We start from the raw sequence: 19714 nt of genomic DNA on the forward strand, positions 1-19714 counted from the left end.
CATGAATAAGAAAAAAGAGATTTTAACGATACCGCGCTCTGATCGACGAATTTTATCGAATATTCCTGACCCAGAAAATGTACGAAGTCTCGTTAACCGTCGAGGTGCTTCGTATCAAAAGGAAGAAATCGATTCTACAGATGTCAATGAAATATATCGTTTACAGCTGTTAAGTTTACGCTATGAAACTGATTTTGAAGTACAAATTAAAAGAGCAAAGCAAAAGGTTAGTGACAAATATTATGCGGAGGATATTTCGGTTACGGGTATCCTTGTATTTTCAAATAGTCCTAATAATTTTTTAATGGATGAAATTATTACGATGAAATTCACTATACCTGGTGGTGCGATGCCGGAGGGTTATGAATCTAAGGTAAAGGTAAAAGCGAAAGTTGTTCGTCATTTTACAAAAGAAGTAAATGGTGAAACTAGAAGCTATTATGCATGTGAATTTTTACAGCCTTTAAATGACTATATGACTAAAAAACGTTGGGGACTATCAATCTTTGTGGCAAGTCTATTTCTATTGATTGTTTCTCTTATTGTTATGTTAATGAGGGCTGAAAGTGTTATTTATTTCAGATTTAATAAATTTCTATATCTATATAGTATTATTGCTGCAACTTTTCTTTTAAGTAGATATTTATTTGGTATTTTCTATAGGAATGTACCGATAAATCCTAAATTTGAACCGGGCGTTTCTATTATTATTCCAGTGTTTAACGAAGAACAATGGATTCATAGAACAATTTTAAGCTGTATTAATCAGTATTATCCTGTAGACAAATTAGAGGTTATTGTTGTAGATGATTATTCAACAGATAGAACTGAGGAAAAGGCAAAGGAAATGATAGAACTTATTCATAACGAGGGTGAGAGATTTAAAACAAAAGATCGCCTGAGTTTCTATAAGCTACCTCAAAATGGAGGGAAACGTGAAGCTTTAGTGGCAGGAGTGCATATGGCCAAACACGATTTAGTTGTTTTCGTAGATTCTGATAGTTTTTTAGAACCTCATGCCATTCGAAATTTAGTACAGCCTTTCCAAGATCCTAAAATGGGCGGTGTGGCAGGAAGAACAGAGGTTGAAAATAAATTTACAAATGCTCTGACGAAATTGCAAACAGTTCGCTATTATATAGCCTTCCGGATCATGAAAGCTGCTGAGTCTTGGTTTGATACAGTAACTTGTTTATCTGGTCCGTTAGCATGTTATCGAAAAGAGCTTATTTTGAAAAACGAAACAGCTTGGTTAAACCAAAAATTTCTTGGACAACCCGCAACATTCGGTGATGACCGTAGTATGACAAATTATATTTTAAAAACACATCGAACGGGATATCAGGACAATGCCGTATGTTCTACAATTGTTCCATCAGATACAAAAGTATTTTTATCTCAACAAATGAGATGGAAACGATCATGGTTACGCGAATCGTTACGAGCATTTTTATTTATGTGGAAAAAGGAACCTTTTATGTTTCTTTTCTTCATCATTGGTTTAATCGTACCAATAGCTGCTCCTATTGTTGTTGTTTACAATTTAATTTATGTGCCAATTATGCATGGCATTTTTCCAACTACATTTTTAATGGGCTTGTTATTGATGGCAATGTTAATGAGTTTGGCCCATCTTTTCTTTAGAAAAAGTAAATTGTGGGCATTTGGTTTTATCTTTGTACTTTTCTATGAATTTATTTTGCTGTGGCAAATGCCTGTTGCATGGGTTACATTTTGGAAATCAACATGGGGTACGAGAGAAACACCTCAAGATGTCATCGCCAAAGAAAAGAAATTAGAAAAACACAAATTACGAAAATCCCGATTTTCGATTCTAAATAGAAAAATGGGTGAGAAGAAATGAGTGAAAAAAATGTTGTATTTAATCCAGCTAAAAAAAATCGAAGGAAAATAATACGATCCATTGTTCAAACGATTATCGTTGTATTTTTAGCTGTTATTTTAATCCGTGTAGTATTTTTAACTGATAAAAGGGTAGAGGGAACGGTTCCTTTAGTGAATAAAGATGGTTTCATCGCTTTATCATATTTTGGTGTGAGCAGGGGTGAATCTCCTAAATATGTATCTAAAGAGAATTTGAGAAAACAACTAGCACTGCTTGAAAGTCAAGGCTATACAACAATTACTCAGCAGGATATTTTAGATTTTTATCAGCAAAACAAACCATTGCCAGAAAAGGCGTTGTATTTATCATTTGAAGATGGCCGTACAGATTCTAGTATATTTGCTCAAAACATCATGGAGGATCTAAATTATAAAGCTACGATGTTTACGTACGCCAATAAAATGGATACACGGGACAACAAATTTTTAAAGCCGAAAGACTTATTACTTATGGAGAAAAGTGGCTATTGGGAGTTGGGCTCTAATGGGTACCGTCTGACATATATTAATATTTATAACAATAAAGGACAGTCGTTAGGTGTAATAGATGAAAATAATGTGCCGGATAAAACGACTATCGAATATTATAATCATTATTTAATGGACTTCATTCGCAATCAATATATGATTCCAAGTGAAACGCGACAAGAAATGGAAAAACGTATCCAAAAAGATTACAAGCTAATGCATGATATTTATAAGGAGGAGCTAGGAGAAGTTCCTAAGGCCTATGCTATTATGCATGCCAACGCACTTTATAATAATATGGATTCGTTAGTTGGAAGTGCGAATAATAAGCAAATTAAGGATATATATAAAATGCATTTCAATTTGGAACTAGGAGCATATAATGATGCGGATGCTGATCTCTACAATTTAAGTAGATTACAAGTATCACCCTATTGGTCTACCAATCATGTGATGATGAAAATCCGCCAAGCTAGTAAGCAAAATGTAGAATTTGAAGTCGGAGATCATCAACGGGCAAAAGAATGGTCTGTAATAAAAGGTGCAGCAGAATTTAAAGATAATGAGATTACAATAACATCAGCACCTTCAAGTGAAGGTCGGGTATTATTGAAGGAAACTCTTCCAGAGAAATATAATATAAACTTTGCCTTTAAAGGGAATGTCGTTGGACAACAATCTATTTATTTAAACTATGATGAAAAAAATAATAGTTATATTCGGGTGGCATTAATAGATAATGAGATTGTTGTTTCTGAAAAATCACCAAAATCAAGCGTTGTTGAGAAGGAGCGGTTTCTGCTAAATGAAATAAAGTGGAATGAAGAAGAGTATGCATTTAATAAGGCTACTGTATACAATTATCAGGATACGCAAAAAGGTTCTAGAATTGACGAGGAAGAGTATCCGCGAAACTTAACAAAAAAGAGAGTATTTAATATTTATGTAGAAAATGGTGAAATTAAGATAGATGTAGATAAGGTATTATCCAAGACAATTCAAGTAAATCCTGACATTCAAGGATCTAAAATTGGATTTGGTGCGTTGTTCAGCAAAAAAGAAACATCTCATGAACAGTATGCAGATGATATTTATGATACATTCATCGAAGATATTTTGATTACAGATGTTAACGATCATACGCTTTTTACTAACCAATATACGAATTTCGATAAAGTAAAGCACAAAACAATGACTTTATTTAATAATGTTGTTGATTTCTTTATTGAAACCTTCTAAAACGGGGGGAACTAGATTCAAGTGAAAAAAATTATTCTGTTTATCTGTATAGCACTACTAATTATCACAGCTTGTAGTAATAGCAAAGAAGCACCTGTTAAAGCAAGGGAAGGGTTGAAGCACAAAGACAAGCTTCAATTATCTATTTGGTTACCTGAATGGCAAAATAAATCTGCCATCGAGGATGTGAAAAATTCACAACAGGGCTTACAAGACATTCACGTTTTTGGTGCTTATTTTAATGAGAATGACCAATTATTATTAACTGAAGATGCGATAGAAACGTTGAAACAAACGCAGCAACAATTTAATGAATCACATCCTGTTATACTCACGTTAATTAACGATTATGTTACAGATAACGCGCCATTAGTTCAAAAGGATAGTGCGCTATTACATCGATTGTTTCAAGATACATCATCAAGGCAGCGACATATTGATAATATTATGCAGGTTGTTGAACAATATAATGTGAATGGTATCGAAATTGATTATGAAAAGGTTGCTAAAGAGGATCTCTCTAGGTACGTCCATTTCATAGAGGAACTTTATGAACAGCTATTAAAAAAGGATGTTTCATTACATGTCGTACTAGAGCCAGGATTTCCATTTAATATTAAATTACCGAGTGGGCCTAAATATGCAGTGATGGCTTATAATGTGCACGGGTATCATAGTGGCCCAGGTCCAAAGGCAACCTTTGCATTTTTAAATGACTTAGTAAAAAAAATTAGGAAGTCTAATCAAAAATTAGCGATTGCTTTTGCAACTGGCGGATTCCAATGGGTAAATCAAGGCAAGACGGTTGCTTTAACGGAGGTAGAAGCAGAGGAATTACTAAACAATACGAAAGCGGTTAAACATCGCGATCAAGCAAGTGGTGCGGCTTATTTCACTTTTTTAGATGAACAAAATGTTAAGAATGAAGTTTGGTACGCCGATCAGGAAACACTTAAAAAATGGACAGCGCACGTGCAAAAGAGAAGCTACAATGAGGTTGTTTTATGGCGTGCCGGAGGCCTAGGCTCAGAAACGTTACAATGGATTAACGAACAATCAGCGGAATGATTGATAGAATTGCCGGAGTGACGGATGGAAACAAGAGCGACGGAAAGATGCGCCAAAGTGACGGAAAGAATCGTCAAAGCGACGGAAAGAATCGTCAAAGCGACGGATGGAAATGCGAGAGCGACGGAAAGAAAAGCCAAGGTGACGGATGGAAACCAGAGCGGCGGAAAGAAGAGCCGAAGTGACGGAAAGAAACCTCAAAGCGACGGATGGAAAGTCGAGAGCGACGGAAAGAAAAGCCAAGGTGACGGATGGAAACAAGAGCGACGGAAAGAAGCGCTGAAGCGACGGAAAGAAACATCGAAGCGACGGAAAGAAGAGCCAAGGTGACGGATGAAATTAGAGCGACGGAAAGAAGAGCCGAAGTAACGGAAAGAAACGTCAAAGCGACGGATAGAAAGGCGAGAGCGACGGAAAGAAGAGCCAAGGTGACGGATGAAATCAGAGCGACGGAAAGAAACATCAAAGCGACGGATGGAAAGGCGAGAGCGACGGAAAGAAGAGCCGAAGTGACGGAAAGAAACATCAAAGCGAAGGAAAGAAGAGCCAAAGTGGCGGATAGAAATCAGAGCGGTGGAAAGAAAAGCCAAAGTGACGGATAGAACAGTCAAAATCGTGGATAGAAACGTCAAAATGATGGATAGAAGAGCCAAAGTGGCGGATAAAAGTGCCGAGGCGAAGGATGGAAGTCAAAGCGACGGAAAGAAGCGCCGAAGTGACGGAAAGAAACGTCAAAGTGACGGATAGAAAGGCGAGGGCGACGGAAAGAAAAGCAGAAACGGCGGATGAAAACATCAAAGTGACAAATCAAAACGCCAAAGCCATTTAGGTAACTTTTTATACGGAAATATTTACCGATAAGCAATATTGATCACATTTGTGGTCATATTGCTTTTTTTATTTTCTCTTATTTTTTCCTGTTAGATTAATGCATCTTCTGTGATGATTAATCCTCCTAGACCAAAACTATGAATCTCATTGTGTGCTTGTATCTCGTTCATGAACAATAAGTTTCTAGAACATTTTATGTATTAACTCTGGTGTTAGTTATTTGAAATTGCTGTTCACTGGCTTCATCGAAAAGATTCCATAAAGATGCACTTGATTTAGCAATTTTAGTGTAATCCAAGAAGATATTTAGTAAAGATTACACTGCTTTTATAAAAAAGTAAAAATAACTTCTATTTCTTGTTTCCGATTGGAGGCGAAAGAATTTGACCATATTTTTGATTTATGAGTCATATACGAGGTTAATTATTACATCTAGATTGTCAATTGTTACAGCTAACTGAATTTTTTGAAGTTTAACATTATTATGAACGTAACGATAGAAAGTAAAATCTTTTAATTTTTAGGTTAAAAGAATTCTATTGATATCTAAACCCTATATGTGATTAAACGCACCTAACCTATTATGCAAAGGTGTAACTTAATACGAAGGGAGGGATAGCTATGAAAAATGTTAAAGTTAGGAAAGCGGTAAAGGTTGATGCTACAGCATGGTGGATTATCGTTTAAGGACAGTCGAAAACCAAAAGCGAGGTTATCTAATAATCTTGCCTTTGGTTTTTATTTAACTAATTTCAGAACACATAAACGATATTTTGAAATCTGTGCAGTTGATTTATCAAAAATCTACTATATGACTTTCGATAATAAACACGCCAGAGAAATAATAACATAAGGAGGTCTTTAGTTATGTCATTTCAAAATCCGCGAATAAAACCGATTTATCCTTTATATCAATTAAATCCAGAAGTATTTAGAATTGGAGCGCAGCTGGGGATTACAACAGAATTCGAAGATCCAGAAAAACAGTATTGGGAACTAGCTAAAATACTGGACGGACGACATATAGATGAAGTAGTAAAGGAAATGCAGACCTTGTTTCCTAGCTTGACTGAGGAGGACGTTATTGGTGGAATAGAATTACTTGATAGTGAAGGAGTCCTTGAAGAAACACTACCTGAACAAGAAATTCAAGACAGATACATTGCCAATGTTAACTACTTCAGCAGATTTACGAATACACAAGGTAATCGATTTGACATTCAAAGAAAAATGAATGATACACGTATACTTTTATTGGGACTTGGAGGTGGAGGGTCAAATATTTTGACCCTTTTAGCTGGATTAGGTCCAAAAAAAATTACTATTGTTGACTATGATAGAGTTGAAGCAAGTAACCTTGGGAGACAATTTCTATACAGAGAATCTGATATTGGTAGGTTGAAAACTGAAGTAGCTGAAGAATCACTTTCTCAAATGAATTCAAACATAATCATTGAGAGTCATAATAAAAAAATTGTCACTGTTGAGGATGTTCTATTATATACGAATGACGTGGATGTGGTAATTTGCGCAATTGATGAACCTCCTTTTATTATTCATAGAATTGTTAACCAAGCGATTGTGCGGGCTGGATTACCATGTGTATTTGGAGCCTCTCAAGTAAGTAGAGGACGAGTTTACACAGTAATTCCAAGGGAAACAGGTTGTTTCGACTGTTTAAATTTGAATTTTAGTAAAAACGATCCAAAGTTCATCGAACAATTTGTGGGATTTAGAGAAATTAATTTTGATCCCCCATCAATTGCATACGGACCAGGAATTTTCCAATTAACCTCAGGGATTGTTGATGAATTAGTCAGATTGGTGACTAATTATGCTGCACCAAGGAGTTTGGGAACTCAATGCGAAATCAATTATGAAGATGGTTCCTCTTTTAGACATCCTTCATGGCCGAGATTTCCAAAAGAATGTCCAACTTGTGGTGAAGGTGAGATAGATGATTGGGAAATCTTCCAATACTACGAAGATGGAAAGTGAGTATATTATGTCTAAATTATTGGTCTTAAATCCAACGTTTAGCAGAAAACTTAAGTGTGGGGATTATATAATCTTATCAACTAAATCTGAACCAATTGTTGTTGACGAAGATATTGTTACTGTTTTATCATCAGGGGTTCTTAATTCAGAAATTTATGACCAAGAGTTTATAAACACTCTTACTGAAACTGGATTTATTCAGTCTATCGAATCAGAAAATTTTGATTTTTCGGAAGAAAATGTTGCGAAAAAGTGGACTACTCTTAGAAAAGGAATATTGATTGTTGGCTTCATTTCTTTAATAAGTATAATTGTTTCTACATTCTTTTTTGGTATTCCAATTGGTAGCAAATTAATCTCAAAAGATACAAACATATGGGTAAATATTCTTTTTATTATACTCTTCTCCATAGTGACTACTTCTATTCATGAGGTAATGCACATGCTATTCGCTAATAGTTGGAAAAAGACAAAAGGAGGATTGAAGTTAAACTTTAAAAAGGCAACCGCAACAGTTGCAATGTCCCATATCTGGGTATGGTCATTCTTAGGTAGAATTACTGCAATTAGTGCGGGAGTAATTTTTGATTTATTCCTCCTTTCGATTTTAACGTATTCTCAGTTCTGGCTTAATAGCTGGGTTCTTCCTGTATCTTGCTCTATATTGTGGATTAGGATTCTTTGGCAGTTGCGCTTTCATAAAAAAAGTGATGGACAATTTTTGATATCTATGGTTATTGACGATCCTTTCATAGAATTTAGTTCAAAGGCTTCAAACAGCCAGAATCCCTTTCTAAGTAAAATTCGCTTAATAGGATACTTCGTTACGTTCATATTAGTTTTTCTATGGTTTATTCCTTTTGTGCATAGTGTAATTAACATAGTGCACTAAATAAATAAAGGGGTGAAGAAATGAAAAATGATTTATGTATCTACTCAATTAGTAAAAGCTATCGAAAAGGCAATGTACAAGCAAATGATAACATATCGACTTGTTTTTCTGCGGGTGAAGTTGTAGCTCTAACAGGTCACAATGGTGCTGGTAAAACAACATTCTTAAACCAAATAATTGGTGTAACAAAACCAGATAGTGGTTTTATAACTTATCAGGGACATTCTTTAGTTAAAGAAACTAAAGTTGCCCGAAGTTTAATATCAATGATGCCGCAGTTTCATGCACCGTTAGCTGGTGTGACATTGAGACAATCTGTTGAGTCAGTGTTAAGAATAAAAGGTGTTAGTGGATATGAAAATAAGCAACTGACTGATGACATAATTCAGGAATTGCAAATTGAGGAATGGGCAAATAAACCTGGAGAAAAATTATCTGGGGGGTTGCAAAGACTTACCTCATTTGCTATGGCAGTTGTAGCACCCCCACCTATTATTTTATTAGATGAACCTACAAATGATGTAGACCCTGTGAGAAGAAAAATCATCTGGAGATACTTGAGGAAGCTTGCGCAAAAAGGACATATTATCGTTGTAGTCACGCACAATTTGTTAGAAGTAGAACAATACACTGATAGATATCTTCTTATGGATCGAGGAAAATTGATTAAGGATTCTCCCATTAGAGAAGTGAAATTAGGGTTATCTGTATCAAACTTACTAACAATAACGGTTAATAATTCGTTGGACTTAAATGATTTTCCAGAAGCATTAGATATTGATTTTAATGATGAAGAAATGCAATATGATTTCGAGCTAACACATAAACAAGTTCCAGATGCTTTGAATTGGGTGTTAAGAAAAATCAGTCAAAATGAAGTAGTTAACTATCGGCTTGCACCATCTTCAATAAATAATCTATACGGAGAGTTGACAAATGAAGAGTAAACTTGAAATACATGCTGAAGCAATGCCAAAAAACTATAGTTTACTACAGTTTTGGGGTTTGATGCGTTGGAGTCTGATTAGGCACAAATATTTATTGCCAACTTTTAGTATAGCTCAAGCAGCTTTAGCGCTCGCCATTGTATATGGGCTTGCTTTATTGATACCGGAAATAGATGAAGGAACTTCACTATATCTATCTTCAGGTGCGATTACTTTGGGGATTATTGCTGTTGGCTGTGTTTTAGCAGCTCAAATAGTTAATACTGCTAAACAAGATGGAATTGTAAAATATCAAAAGACTTTACCTGTCAATCGTATGAGTATTCTGATTGCGGATATTATCATATGGGGTATCGCTTCACTACCCGGAATATTAATGTCATGCTTGGCTGCTATGATGAGATTTAATATATCGATCAACGTATCTCTTACAAGTATTCTTATTATCCTGCTGGCACAAATAGCAATGATTTCTATTGGCTTTGCGATAGCATATTGGCTTCCATCGAATTTTGTTGCATTGGTGACACAAATTATTATGATAGGTGGTCTACTGTTTTCTCCTATTACTTACCCTGCTGATAGACTTCCGGATTGGATGACAGTTATATACAATGTACTTCCCTTTGTAACAACGAGTAATTTGATTAGAGCTACACTATTTGGCCTAGGATCAATTTCATTTGTGGATTTATTTGTGGTTATTATATGGGCACTATTTACTTTTGGATTATCATTATTTGCCCTATCGAGAAAGGAGTAAGTCAATATGGATCAAGTTAGGCTAATAAATTTAAAAAAATATATTAAGAATGATCTAGTGATTGATGTGGAGTATTTGTGTTTCAAAAGAGGAGGAATACATGCACTAATAGGGCCAAATGGTGCTGGGAAGACTACTTTGTTGAAAAGTATCTGTGGATTGGTTGTTGTTGATGAGGGAGAAGTCTGGTTTGGTGATAATCTTGTTTCACAAAAGGATAATTATAAAAACTTACTGAAAATAGGAACGATATTTACTTCTTTAGACAGTATTTCTGAACTTACTGTTCATGAGTTATTTGAAGAACATTTTCACTATTATGGGTTAAACAAACCTAGTTCTTGGGGCCCTCTTTTGCAACAAGTGAAATTGAATGTTTCTCCAGAAACGGTTATTGGAAAAATGTCTTTAGGGATGAAGCAAAGGCTACAATTGACAGTAGCTCTGACACACAATCCGGAAATTTTAATTTTAGACGAACCTTTTAATGGACTAGACCCTGACGGAATTGAATTAGTTAAGAACATTTTGAAATCGTTATCAAGAAAAAAAATTATACTTATATCAAGTCATACTTTCACTGACCTTGAAGATATTTCAACTGATATTGTTTTGATGTCAAATGGCAGAACGACGGAGATGAGAAAAATTGATGATATCAACCGTATTTATGAAGGTGGAATATTAGACTATTACCACCAACTAACTGCGGAAAAATGAAAGTAAATGGAGGTATTTAATAAATGAATTATTATCATTTTGAGATTACTAAAATGAAGAAAATTATATTTCCTACATTTGCATTAACTTTTCTCTCTCAATTGATTTTTATTTATTTTTTTGTAATTGTGGGAAAATTCGAGGGGAATGATGGAGATGATATTTTAACAAGTTACCCAGCGATACTTAGTTTAGCAAGCACAATAACTATGTGTATTATTTCGGTATATGGAGCTGTAGCAATAAGCCGTTATATTGTTAAAAATTATGTTGGTGATCATAGAAATAGAGTTTTTTTATATCCAATAAAACGAAGTAGATTGTATTTAATCAAGAACATAGTATTTGGATGTATCTTGGCTTTGCCCCAATTTGTAGCACTTCTATTGGTCAACTCAATTTTTTCAATAGGAGAAACTATTTTTCCAATACTGGGTAAACCAATTAAAAGTTATTGGGTGGATTTTATTTTTGTTGCAGTAGTTTGTGTACTACTAACTTTGTCAATCGTCCTCTTTTCTAGCTTTATTGGTATTTATTTTTCATCAACAATGTATACAGTAATTACTAGCATTATTTCTATTGTTGTATTAGCTAACGTTTCTGCACTGTCATTAATAAACTTTCAATTTGTCGCATCCATAGGAGCTTTATGTGTATTATTGGTGATGCTTCCTATACTTCGTTATGTTGGTAAAAGAATAGATGAAAGCGAGACTATATGACGAACTCTATCATTAATACTTTGCTGTAATCGCTTATTCTTTTCAGAACAAACAAAAAATAGATAATCGCTCGACCTTAAAAGTTAGAATTTTGAGGTCGAGCGATTATCTATTAAAAATATTTTGATTAAGAATAGATTGTATAAAGTTAATAGGTATCAAAAAGTACAATACTTACAAAATACTTCTTGTTTTCAATCCAATGCTTATACAGACCACCATTCTTTTCAACTAAAGCATTTATACTTCTAACACCTATTCCATCATATTGACGATTTCTTCTAGATTTAGTCTCTAAGGGAACAAAAGTATTAGATATATCAATCAAGAGGTTTCTATTGAACTGCTTAATTACTAGTAATATTTCTTTGTCTTCACTTTTTTTTATTCTAATGCAAGCTTCTAATGCATTGTCGACTAAGTTTCCAATTATTATTGTAAGAATATCGTTATCAATACTAATTTTTTCTGATAGAAAGATCTTAACTTTGAAATCAATTTGTTCCTTTTTAGCAATTGAGATTTTCTCATTCAATAAATAATTTAGCACACTGTCGCTAGTGTAAAAATTTGATTGTTGGTTTAGTCCTTCAATGGAACTCATCAAATAATCTTTTGCTTCCTCTGTAGCTTTACGGTCAAGCAGACCTAATAAAACTAGAAACTGATTCTTTAAATCATGTTTTATGGCTTTGATTTTTAGTTGGTTTTTTTTAACTTCTTCAATATATTTTATTTCTGATTCAAGTGCTTTTTTTTGGATTGAAATATGATTTATTTTTCTTAAGTGTTGGATTAGACTATTGTACAAATACAAAACACATATGTTCATATATAGAATACCTGATGCCACCAAAAACTCAATTAGTTGTGAGTTAATGTTGACGTTTATCTCGGATAATAAGAAGCCTAACAAAACAATTATCGAAATAACAGGGATCGAAATTAGAGCTAATAACGCAGAAATATTAATGGATTGAAAAAGATTGTCTTTTTGAAGAAATAAGAATTTAATTCCGGAAAATATAAGTATTCCAAAAATCATAGTAAAACTAGTAGTGATAATAATGAAAATGGTATTATTTGAGTAATAGACGGTTGATGAGAATAAATTTTTGAATAATGCAAGTGACAGTGATTCACATATGAAGTTAATTGATAAAAGAACAATTGTCCAAAAAATAGTTTCTTTCATTGGGACATCGTGTTGCTTAGCAATTATCAATATCAATGAAACTGTTAGTAGGATATTAACGAATGGCAAAAAAGTTCCATTAATAATGAAGGAACTTCCTACAGTCAGGAAAAGAAGTAGGATAACTAACAAATTTAGTTTACTAAACAATTTCTGAGACGATGACCAGCTTGAGAAAAAAAAGTTAAGTAAGAAGATATAAGTTACAAAACTTAATAGTCGAATAAATATGATTATCATACTATGTCCCTTAATTTCATTAGTATTTTATCTCGAGCGGTTTCCTTATATTTTCTACTCATTGGTATCTCAATAGAATTATTGTTATCTTTTTTTAATACCAGGAAATTGTTCCCTATTTCTTTGATATATTTTACATTAACTATAAAAGATGCATGTACTTGAACAAAACAGTCATTAAGTTTAGATAGAATTGTAGTTGTAGACATATTAGAGACATAATCTTCATTTAACGAATGAATAATAACTTGGCGACGACTTTTCTCGAAATAAACAAGCTCATTTATATGGAGGCTATAAGATATTTTATTATAGGAAAAAATGAACCTCTCTTCTCTTACATCTAGATATCTAGTTACTCGATCCAAAACCGGAAATAAGTTCTCTTTAGTTACAGGTTTGATTATGAAATCAAAGGTATGTACCTTAAAGACGTCCTCCATATATTCTCTGTAATTAGTTAAAAATATGATAGGAACATTTAAATTGTTTTGGCGAATTATTTCAGCAAGATCAATACCTGTAGTATTAGGAAATTCAATATCTAAAATAAATAAATCAAACTCAGTTTTTTTCATATGTCTGATTAACTTTTCAGGATAATAGAAAACATTGGATTCAAATAATTTTTGATTGTATTGTATTAACAATTCTTCTACTGCATCCGCCATTTGGGGTATGTCATCACAGATAGCTGTCTTAATCATAATTATCCCTCCAATTACAATTGTATTGCTTTCAACTCTTTTAAGCAATGTGATAAGTAATGTCGTTTTGTGCCCAGCCTGTTAGATGGAACGCGGAAAAAAGGGGAGCCCGGAGAATCATCAAAGCGACGGATGGAAGGGCGAGAGCGACGGATAGACCAGTCAAAATCGTGGATAGAACAGTCAAAGTGGCGGATAAAAGTGCTGAGGCGACGGATGGAAAGGCGAGAGCGACGGAAAGAAAAGCCAAGGCGACGGATGAAATCAGAGAGACGGAAAGAAGAGCCAAAGTGACGGATGGAAACCAGAGCGACGGAAAGAAGAGCTGAAGCGACGGAAAGAAACATCAAAGCGACGGATGGAAAGGCGAGAGCGACGGATAGAACAGCCAATCTGAAGAATAGAAGCACCTTAAGCCTTAAGCAAAAAAAATCGCCAACTTCGGCGATTTTTTTATTGAAATTGAGAAAGTCGTGAAAAGAAATTTGTCACGAAGTCTAAAAAAATTTTTTCTGATGGTGCAATTTCGCGGTTTACAGGTGAAATAATACCGACTGTTCTTGGGATCGTAGGTGCAGTAATCGGTACTTTTACTGTGAAGCGAGCAGCTGAATCATACAGTGAGCTTTCTGGTAATAAGCTGACCCCGATGCCTGCAGCGACAAGACCCTTTAGTGCATCTAAGTCTTCACCCTCGGAGATGACGTTCGGTGAGAAGCCGGCAGCTCGGCAGGCATCCATAGCTACTTTATGTAGTATGTATCCGTCTGGGAATAATACAAATAAATCGTTACGTAAATCAGCAAGCTGAATACTTTCCTTTTTGGCTAATGGATGTTTTGCTGGTAATAATGCAGCGATATTTTCAGTAAATAATATTGTTGAATGGATCGATTCGTCCTTTGGTGGAAGCGGACCTAAAAAAGCTAAATTTAACTCGCGATTTTTGACTGCATCTATTAAAAAACGATAGGAGCCTTGACGGAGCTGGAATTGCAAATCTGGATATTCACGCTTAAAGGCTGAAATAACAGTTGGTAATACATAGCTAGCCAAGCTTGTAGGAAAACCGATTTTTATCGTACCTTTAGCAGGATCTAAATATTCTTCAACTTGCTTTGCGGCAAAATCAATGGCTTTTAAAGCTGTAATTGTGTGCTCGAGAAATGTTTTTCCAATCGGTGTCAATTTAACATTTCGTCCTACACGTTCAAAAAGTGGTGTGCCTAATTCATCTTCTAAATTAGCAATTTGTCGGCTTATTGCAGATTGAGCAACATGAAGATGTTCGGCAGCTTCTGAAATGTGTTCACGCTCAGCAACTTCAACAAAATAACGTAATTGACGTAACTCCACTAGATCCTCACCTCTATTAATCGAAAAATACGATTGATTATACCTCAATTATATACTATTTAAGATGAAAAATGATTGTAAATAAACAAATGTTAGCTTGCGAGCTTTAATGATTAAAAGAAAATTGCGTGACTTTCAATTATTAATTTTGGCTCGTCATCAAAAGTGGGTGATGAGTTGGAATTTCCAATAAATTTTAGTCCATCATTGAAGTTGGGACGACATTTTGTTAAAACATTTGTCATGCAAATAGGTTGATTGGAGTGGAGGCTGGGCGACTCCTTGGGGATCAGCGATAGAGGAACGAAGGCTAAAACCATCACGTCCTGTGATAACGCCTTCGTGACCAACTTCGTGTTGGCCCGAGACCCTGCAGCGCAGCGGATGTTTTCTGTGCGAAAGCGAAGCGTCAGCAACAAATGTTTTAACTGTGCGAAAGCGAAGCGTCAGCAACAAAGCGCCCAGCCGGAACGGAAATCAACCCACGTTATGATGGTAAGTCCTAAATTTACGAACTAGTACCCTTGATTTTTTTCCTTTATTTGATTCCATTCTAATAAAAAAGGTTATAGTATTGGTATTGTTATTTATACATTTCTGTCACAAAACCGCTACAATTCGCACTTTCTGCGGGGTTTTCACTATGTAGCTAGATGAAACTGATTCTCAATTAGAATTATTTCATTGAAAATGAGGTAAGTTGATTCTCATTGTCAATGACGATTGGCAATAATCTGAAAATGCTTACAAACTCTTTGTTTTTAAGGATTGTTTCAGAGAAAATTGAAAGTGATTGAAATGGTTTGCATAGAGAACGATTTTCAGTTAAGATTAGAATGATGATAATTAAGGAATGGTTCACCATTCACTGAACACACTATGGAGGTATTTTCATGTCAACTTTAGTTATTAAAGATCTTCACGTTGAAATCGACGGGAAAGAGATTTTAAAAGGCGTAAACCTTACAATTAATACAAATGAAATTCATGCAATCATGGGACCAAACGGAACTGGTAAATCAACACTAGCATCTGCAATTATGGGTCACCCTAAATATGAAGTAACTTCTGGTACAGTAGAACTTGATGGCGAAAATGTACTTGAAATGGAAGTGGACGAGCGTGCTCAAGCAGGTTTATTCCTAGCTATGCAATATCCTTCTGAAATCGCTGGTGTAACAAATGCTGACTTCTTACGCTCAGCTATCAATGCACGCCGTGAAGAGGGCGATGAAATTTCTCTAATGAAATTTATCCGTGAATTAGATAAAAACATGGAATTCCTTGAAATGCACGAAGATATGGCACAACGTTATTTAAATGAAGGTTTCTCTGGCGGTGAGAAAAAACGTAACGAAATTCTTCAATTAATGATGATTAAACCAACTTTCGCAATTTTAGATGAAATTGACTCTGGTCTTGATATTGACGCGCTTAAAGTTGTTTCTAAAGGAATCAATGCAATGCGTGGAGAAGGATTCGGCTGCTTAATGATCACTCACTACCAACGCCTACTTAACTACATTACACCAGATCATGTACACGTAATGATGCAAGGTCGCGTTGTTAAATCAGGTGGCGAAGAATTAGCACAACGTTTAGAAGCGGAAGGCTATGACTGGATTAAAAAAGAATTAGGTATCGAAGAAGAAACTGAAGAACAAGAAGCATAAGAGGGAGGACGAACTAGCATGACAGTGGAACTTAACTTGCCTGTAACAGTACAGGACGTGCGCTCGTTCTCAGAAGCAAATGGAGAACCGGCTTGGTTTACAGAACTTCGCGCGGCAGCACTAGACAAAGTAACTGGTTTAGATTTGCCAAAACCAGACAGAACAAATATTACAAAATGGGATTTCGTAAATTTCCCAACTCACACAGTTGACAGTGAAGGATTTGCTTCACTTGATGCATTACCAGAAGAAGCAAAAGCTTTAATTGATTTTGAAGCACAAGAAAATCTTTATGTTCAACGCAATAACACACCAGCTTTCATTAAAACATCACAAGAACTAGCTGATAAAGGTGTTATTTTTACAGATATTTTAACAGCGGTTCGTGAACATGGCGACCTTGTTAAAAAGTACTTTATGACAGAAGCTGTAAAAGTTGATGAGCATAAATTAACAGCGCTTCATGCGGCACTTGTTAACGGTGGCGTGTTCGTATATGTACCTAAAAATGTCATTATCGAACAACCACTTCAAGTAGTATTCTTAAACGATAACGCAGAAGCTTCATTATATAACCATGTGTTAGTTGTTGCTGAAGCAAATTCAGCTGTAACTTATGTTGAAACATATATTTCAACAGTTGAAGAAGCAAAAGGTCAAGCGAACATCATTGCAGAAGTAGTAGTTCAAGACAATGCACAAGTTACTTACGGTGCGGTTGATGTACTTGCGAAAGGATATACTACTTATGTAAATCGTCGTGCACGACTAGCTCGTGATGCGAAAGTAGATTGGGCTCTTGGCTTAATGAATGACTCAGATACTATTTCTGAAAACATTACACATCTAATCGGTGACGGTTCTCATGCTGATACAAAAACAGTAGTTGTTGGTCGCGGTGAACAAAAACTTAACTTTACTACTGAAGTTCGTCACTGGGGTAAGAACTCAAATGGTCATATCTTAAAGCATGGTGTAATGAAAGATGCAGCACAATCAATCTTTAATGGTATTGGCTACATCGAACACGGTGCGACAAAAGCGGATGCACAGCAAGAATCACGTGTGTTAATGCTTTCTGAAAAAGCTCGTGGCGATGCAAACCCGATTCTATTAATCGATGAAGACGATGTAACAGCAGGACACGCAGCATCTGTTGGTCGAGTGGATCCACTACAACTTTACTACTTAATGAGTCGTGGTATCTCGAAAGCAGAAGCAGAGCGCCTTGTTATCCATGGATTCCTTGCGCCAGTTGTTACGCAATTACCTATTGAAGGCGTTCAAAAGCAACTGACGGAGGTTATTGAAAGGAAAGTTCGCTAATGATGAATAAAGACATTAAAAGCTATTTCCCAATTTTAGATCAGGAAGTAAATGGTCATAAGCTTGTTTACCTTGATAGCGCAGCAACTTCTCAAAAGCCTATTCAAGTGATTGAAGCAATGAAGCATTATTATGAATTCGATAATTCTAATGTTCACCGTGGTGTGCATACATTAGGTAACCGTGCTACTGACAAGTATGAGGGTGCACGTGAAAAGGTTCGTAATTTTATTAATGCTACGTCAACACAAGAAATTATTTTTACTCGCGGTACGACAACTGCTTTAAATACAGTTGCATCAAGTTATGGTCGTGCTAATGTTGCTGAGGGTGATGAAATTGTCATTACTCACATGGAGCACCACTCTAATATTATTCCTTGGCAACAACTAGCGAAGGAAAAAAATGCAACGCTGAAATATATTGAGCTTGAAGCGGATGGCACACTTGACCTAGAAAAGGTTCGTGCGACAATTACACCTAAAACAAAAATTGTGTCGGTGTCAATGGCGTCAAACGTCCTTGGAACGATTAATCCAATTAAAGAAATCGCTCAAATCGCGCATGCGAACGGTGCTGTAATGGTAGCGGATGGTGCACAAGCGGCACCACATATGAAAATCGATGTACAAGATTTGGATGTAGATTTCTTAGGGTTCTCAGGTCATAAAATGTGCGGACCAACTGGAATAGGTGTACTATATGGTAAAAAGGAACACCTTGAAAAGATGGAGCCAATTGAATTTGGTGGCGAAATGATTGACTTTGTTGGACTTTATGATTCAACGTGGAAGGAATTACCGTGGAAATTTGAAGGTGGAACTCCTATTATTGCAGGTGCAGTAGGTTTAGGAGCCGCTATTGATTTCTTAACTGAAATTGGGCTAGATAACATTGCGGAGCATGAGCATAAACTTGCAGGCTACGCGATGGATCAGCTTGAAACAATTGACGGACTTAAAATTTTCGGCCCACGTGACCCAATGAAGCGTTGTGGACTTGTAACGTTTAACTTAGACGATGTACATCCACATGATGTGGCAACGGTTCTTGATATGAACGGTATTGCTGTTCGTGCAGGACATCATTGCGCACAGCCACTAATGAAATGTCTTCAACAAGTAGCGACAGCGCGTGCAAGCTTCTATCTGTATAACACGGAAGAAGATATTGACCGCCTAGTTGCAGGGTTACGTTCTGCGAAGGAGTATTTTGGCGATGTCTTTTAATAATTTAGATCAACTATATCGTTCAGTCATTATGGATCACTATAAAAATCCTCGTAATAAAGGATCTATTGAAGACGATGCTGTAACGATCGATATGAACAATCCGACTTGTGGAGACCGTATTCACTTAACGCTAAAAGTGACTGACGGTATTGTAGAAGATGCGAAGTTTGACGGTGAGGGCTGTTCGATTTCGATGTCTTCTGCTTCCATGATGACGCAGCTCATTAAAGGGAAAAAAGTTGAGGAAGCATTAGAGCTTGCTGAAATTTTCTCTAAAATGATGATGGGCGAAGACTATAGCGAGAAATATGACCTTGAGGATGTTGAGGCACTGCAAGGTGTTTCTCAATTCCCGGCACGTATTAAATGTGCGACATTAGCTTGGAAAGCGATGGAAAAAGGTGTAAAGCAATAATATCTAAATTTGAG

Annotated in this window: 21 protein-coding genes; 13 read left to right on the forward strand and 8 right to left on the reverse strand. The window is 35.6% G+C overall.

The genetic code is table 11. From position 1 onward, the window contains the following. The first annotated feature begins 1 nt into the window (after position 1). Genes ACYQ73_RS23850 through ACYQ73_RS23860 form a run of 3 tightly spaced genes read left to right on the forward strand, consistent with a single transcriptional unit; the run spans position 2 to position 4680 of the window. Positions 2 to 1864, forward strand: coding sequence for a glycosyltransferase family 2 protein (locus ACYQ73_RS23850; protein WP_460014724.1), 1863 nt, complete (start codon positions 2 to 4; stop codon positions 1862 to 1864). Continuing rightward, positions 1861 to 3612, forward strand: coding sequence for a polysaccharide deacetylase family protein (locus ACYQ73_RS23855; RefSeq protein ID WP_460014725.1), 1752 nt, complete (start codon positions 1861 to 1863; stop codon positions 3610 to 3612). Before ACYQ73_RS23850 ends, ACYQ73_RS23855 begins: the two co-directional genes overlap by 4 nt. A 21-nt stretch (positions 3613 to 3633) precedes the next feature. After that, positions 3634 to 4680, forward strand: a complete 1047-nt coding sequence (locus tag ACYQ73_RS23860) for a glycosyl hydrolase family 18 protein (RefSeq protein ID WP_460014726.1) — start codon at positions 3634 to 3636, stop codon at positions 4678 to 4680. Here the strand turns inward: ACYQ73_RS23860 and ACYQ73_RS23865 are convergent. The 3 genes from ACYQ73_RS23865 to ACYQ73_RS23875 are packed head-to-tail and all read right to left on the reverse strand — an operon-like array spanning position 4669 to position 5478. Continuing rightward, positions 4669 to 4881: a hypothetical protein gene (locus tag ACYQ73_RS23865; protein WP_460014727.1), complete on the reverse strand. Its 213-nt coding sequence runs from the start codon at positions 4879 to 4881 to the stop codon at positions 4669 to 4671. The genes ACYQ73_RS23860 and ACYQ73_RS23865 overlap by 12 nt on opposite strands. After that, a complete protein-coding gene (locus ACYQ73_RS23870; RefSeq protein ID WP_460014728.1) occupies positions 4878 to 5270 on the reverse strand; it encodes a hypothetical protein in 393 nt (130 codons plus the stop codon). Before ACYQ73_RS23870 ends, ACYQ73_RS23865 begins: the two co-directional genes overlap by 4 nt. Beyond that, positions 5206 to 5478, reverse strand: a complete 273-nt coding sequence (locus ACYQ73_RS23875) for a hypothetical protein (RefSeq protein WP_460014729.1) — start codon at positions 5476 to 5478, stop codon at positions 5206 to 5208. The genes ACYQ73_RS23870 and ACYQ73_RS23875 overlap by 65 nt, the downstream gene beginning before the upstream one ends. Before the next feature lie 900 nt (positions 5479 to 6378). Here ACYQ73_RS23875 and ACYQ73_RS23880 point away from each other — a divergent pair. Genes ACYQ73_RS23880 through ACYQ73_RS23905 form a run of 6 tightly spaced genes read left to right on the forward strand, consistent with a single transcriptional unit; the run spans position 6379 to position 11556 of the window. Further along, positions 6379 to 7509 carry a ThiF family adenylyltransferase gene (locus ACYQ73_RS23880; protein WP_460014730.1) on the forward strand — a complete coding sequence of 377 codons (1131 nt, stop codon included), beginning with the start codon at positions 6379 to 6381 and terminating at the stop codon, positions 7507 to 7509. A 7-nt stretch (positions 7510 to 7516) separates the two neighbouring features. Then, on the forward strand, positions 7517 to 8401 hold the full coding sequence (locus ACYQ73_RS23885) for a hypothetical protein (RefSeq protein ID WP_460014731.1): 885 nt from the start codon (positions 7517 to 7519) through the stop codon (positions 8399 to 8401). 20 nt (positions 8402 to 8421) lie between these two features. Continuing rightward, positions 8422 to 9348, forward strand: a complete 927-nt coding sequence (locus ACYQ73_RS23890) for an ABC transporter ATP-binding protein (protein WP_460014732.1) — start codon at positions 8422 to 8424, stop codon at positions 9346 to 9348. After that, on the forward strand, positions 9338 to 10111 hold the full coding sequence (locus ACYQ73_RS23895) for an ABC transporter permease (RefSeq protein WP_460014733.1): 774 nt from the start codon (positions 9338 to 9340) through the stop codon (positions 10109 to 10111). Before ACYQ73_RS23890 ends, ACYQ73_RS23895 begins: the two co-directional genes overlap by 11 nt. 6 nt (positions 10112 to 10117) lie before the next feature. Further along, positions 10118 to 10831, forward strand: a complete 714-nt coding sequence (locus ACYQ73_RS23900) for an ATP-binding cassette domain-containing protein (RefSeq protein WP_460014734.1) — start codon at positions 10118 to 10120, stop codon at positions 10829 to 10831. A 23-nt stretch (positions 10832 to 10854) separates the two neighbouring features. Next, positions 10855 to 11556 (forward strand): hypothetical protein, encoded by a 702-nt coding sequence (locus ACYQ73_RS23905; protein WP_460014735.1) that lies wholly within the window; start codon positions 10855 to 10857, stop codon positions 11554 to 11556. A gap of 148 nt (positions 11557 to 11704) precedes the next feature. Here the strand turns inward: ACYQ73_RS23905 and ACYQ73_RS23910 are convergent, their stop codons facing one another. The 5 genes from ACYQ73_RS23910 to ACYQ73_RS23930 form a co-directional block, all read right to left on the reverse strand. After that, positions 11705 to 12751: a sensor histidine kinase gene (locus tag ACYQ73_RS23910; protein ID WP_460014736.1), complete on the reverse strand. Its 1047-nt coding sequence runs from the start codon at positions 12749 to 12751 to the stop codon at positions 11705 to 11707. Between the two features lie 236 nt (positions 12752 to 12987). Next, positions 12988 to 13698 carry a LytR/AlgR family response regulator transcription factor gene (locus ACYQ73_RS23915; RefSeq protein ID WP_460014737.1) on the reverse strand — a complete coding sequence of 237 codons (711 nt, stop codon included), beginning with the start codon at positions 13696 to 13698 and terminating at the stop codon, positions 12988 to 12990. Between the two features lie 14 nt (positions 13699 to 13712). After that, positions 13713 to 14108, reverse strand: coding sequence for a hypothetical protein (locus ACYQ73_RS23920; RefSeq protein ID WP_460014738.1), 396 nt, complete (start codon positions 14106 to 14108; stop codon positions 13713 to 13715). Positions 14109 to 14151: 43 nt separating this feature from the next. Continuing rightward, the gene (locus ACYQ73_RS23925) at positions 14152 to 15054 is read right to left on the reverse strand and encodes a LysR family transcriptional regulator (protein ID WP_460014739.1); all 903 of its coding nucleotides are present in this window, start codon (positions 15052 to 15054) and stop codon (positions 14152 to 14154) included. A 204-nt stretch (positions 15055 to 15258) separates the two neighbouring features. Further along, positions 15259 to 15510: a hypothetical protein gene (locus ACYQ73_RS23930; protein ID WP_460014740.1), complete on the reverse strand. Its 252-nt coding sequence runs from the start codon at positions 15508 to 15510 to the stop codon at positions 15259 to 15261. 437 nt (positions 15511 to 15947) lie between these two features. Between ACYQ73_RS23930 and sufC the strand changes: the two genes are divergently transcribed. Genes sufC through sufU form a run of 4 tightly spaced genes read left to right on the forward strand, consistent with a single transcriptional unit; the run spans position 15948 to position 19700 of the window. Then, positions 15948 to 16727, forward strand: a complete 780-nt coding sequence (sufC, locus tag ACYQ73_RS23935; protein ID WP_024362714.1) for a Fe-S cluster assembly ATPase SufC — start codon at positions 15948 to 15950, stop codon at positions 16725 to 16727. A gap of 18 nt (positions 16728 to 16745) precedes the next feature. Further along, entirely contained in the window at positions 16746 to 18053 is a 1308-nt protein-coding gene (gene sufD, locus ACYQ73_RS23940) for a Fe-S cluster assembly protein SufD (RefSeq protein WP_460014741.1), read from the forward strand. Further along, positions 18053 to 19282, forward strand: coding sequence for a cysteine desulfurase (locus ACYQ73_RS23945; RefSeq protein ID WP_460014742.1), 1230 nt, complete (start codon positions 18053 to 18055; stop codon positions 19280 to 19282). Before sufD ends, ACYQ73_RS23945 begins: the two co-directional genes overlap by 1 nt. Then, entirely contained in the window at positions 19272 to 19700 is a 429-nt protein-coding gene (gene sufU, locus ACYQ73_RS23950) for a Fe-S cluster assembly sulfur transfer protein SufU (RefSeq protein ID WP_370042329.1), read from the forward strand. Before ACYQ73_RS23945 ends, sufU begins: the two co-directional genes overlap by 11 nt. Positions 19701 to 19714: the final 14 nt, after the last annotated feature.

The organism is Lysinibacillus sp. CTST325, assembly GCF_054665055.1.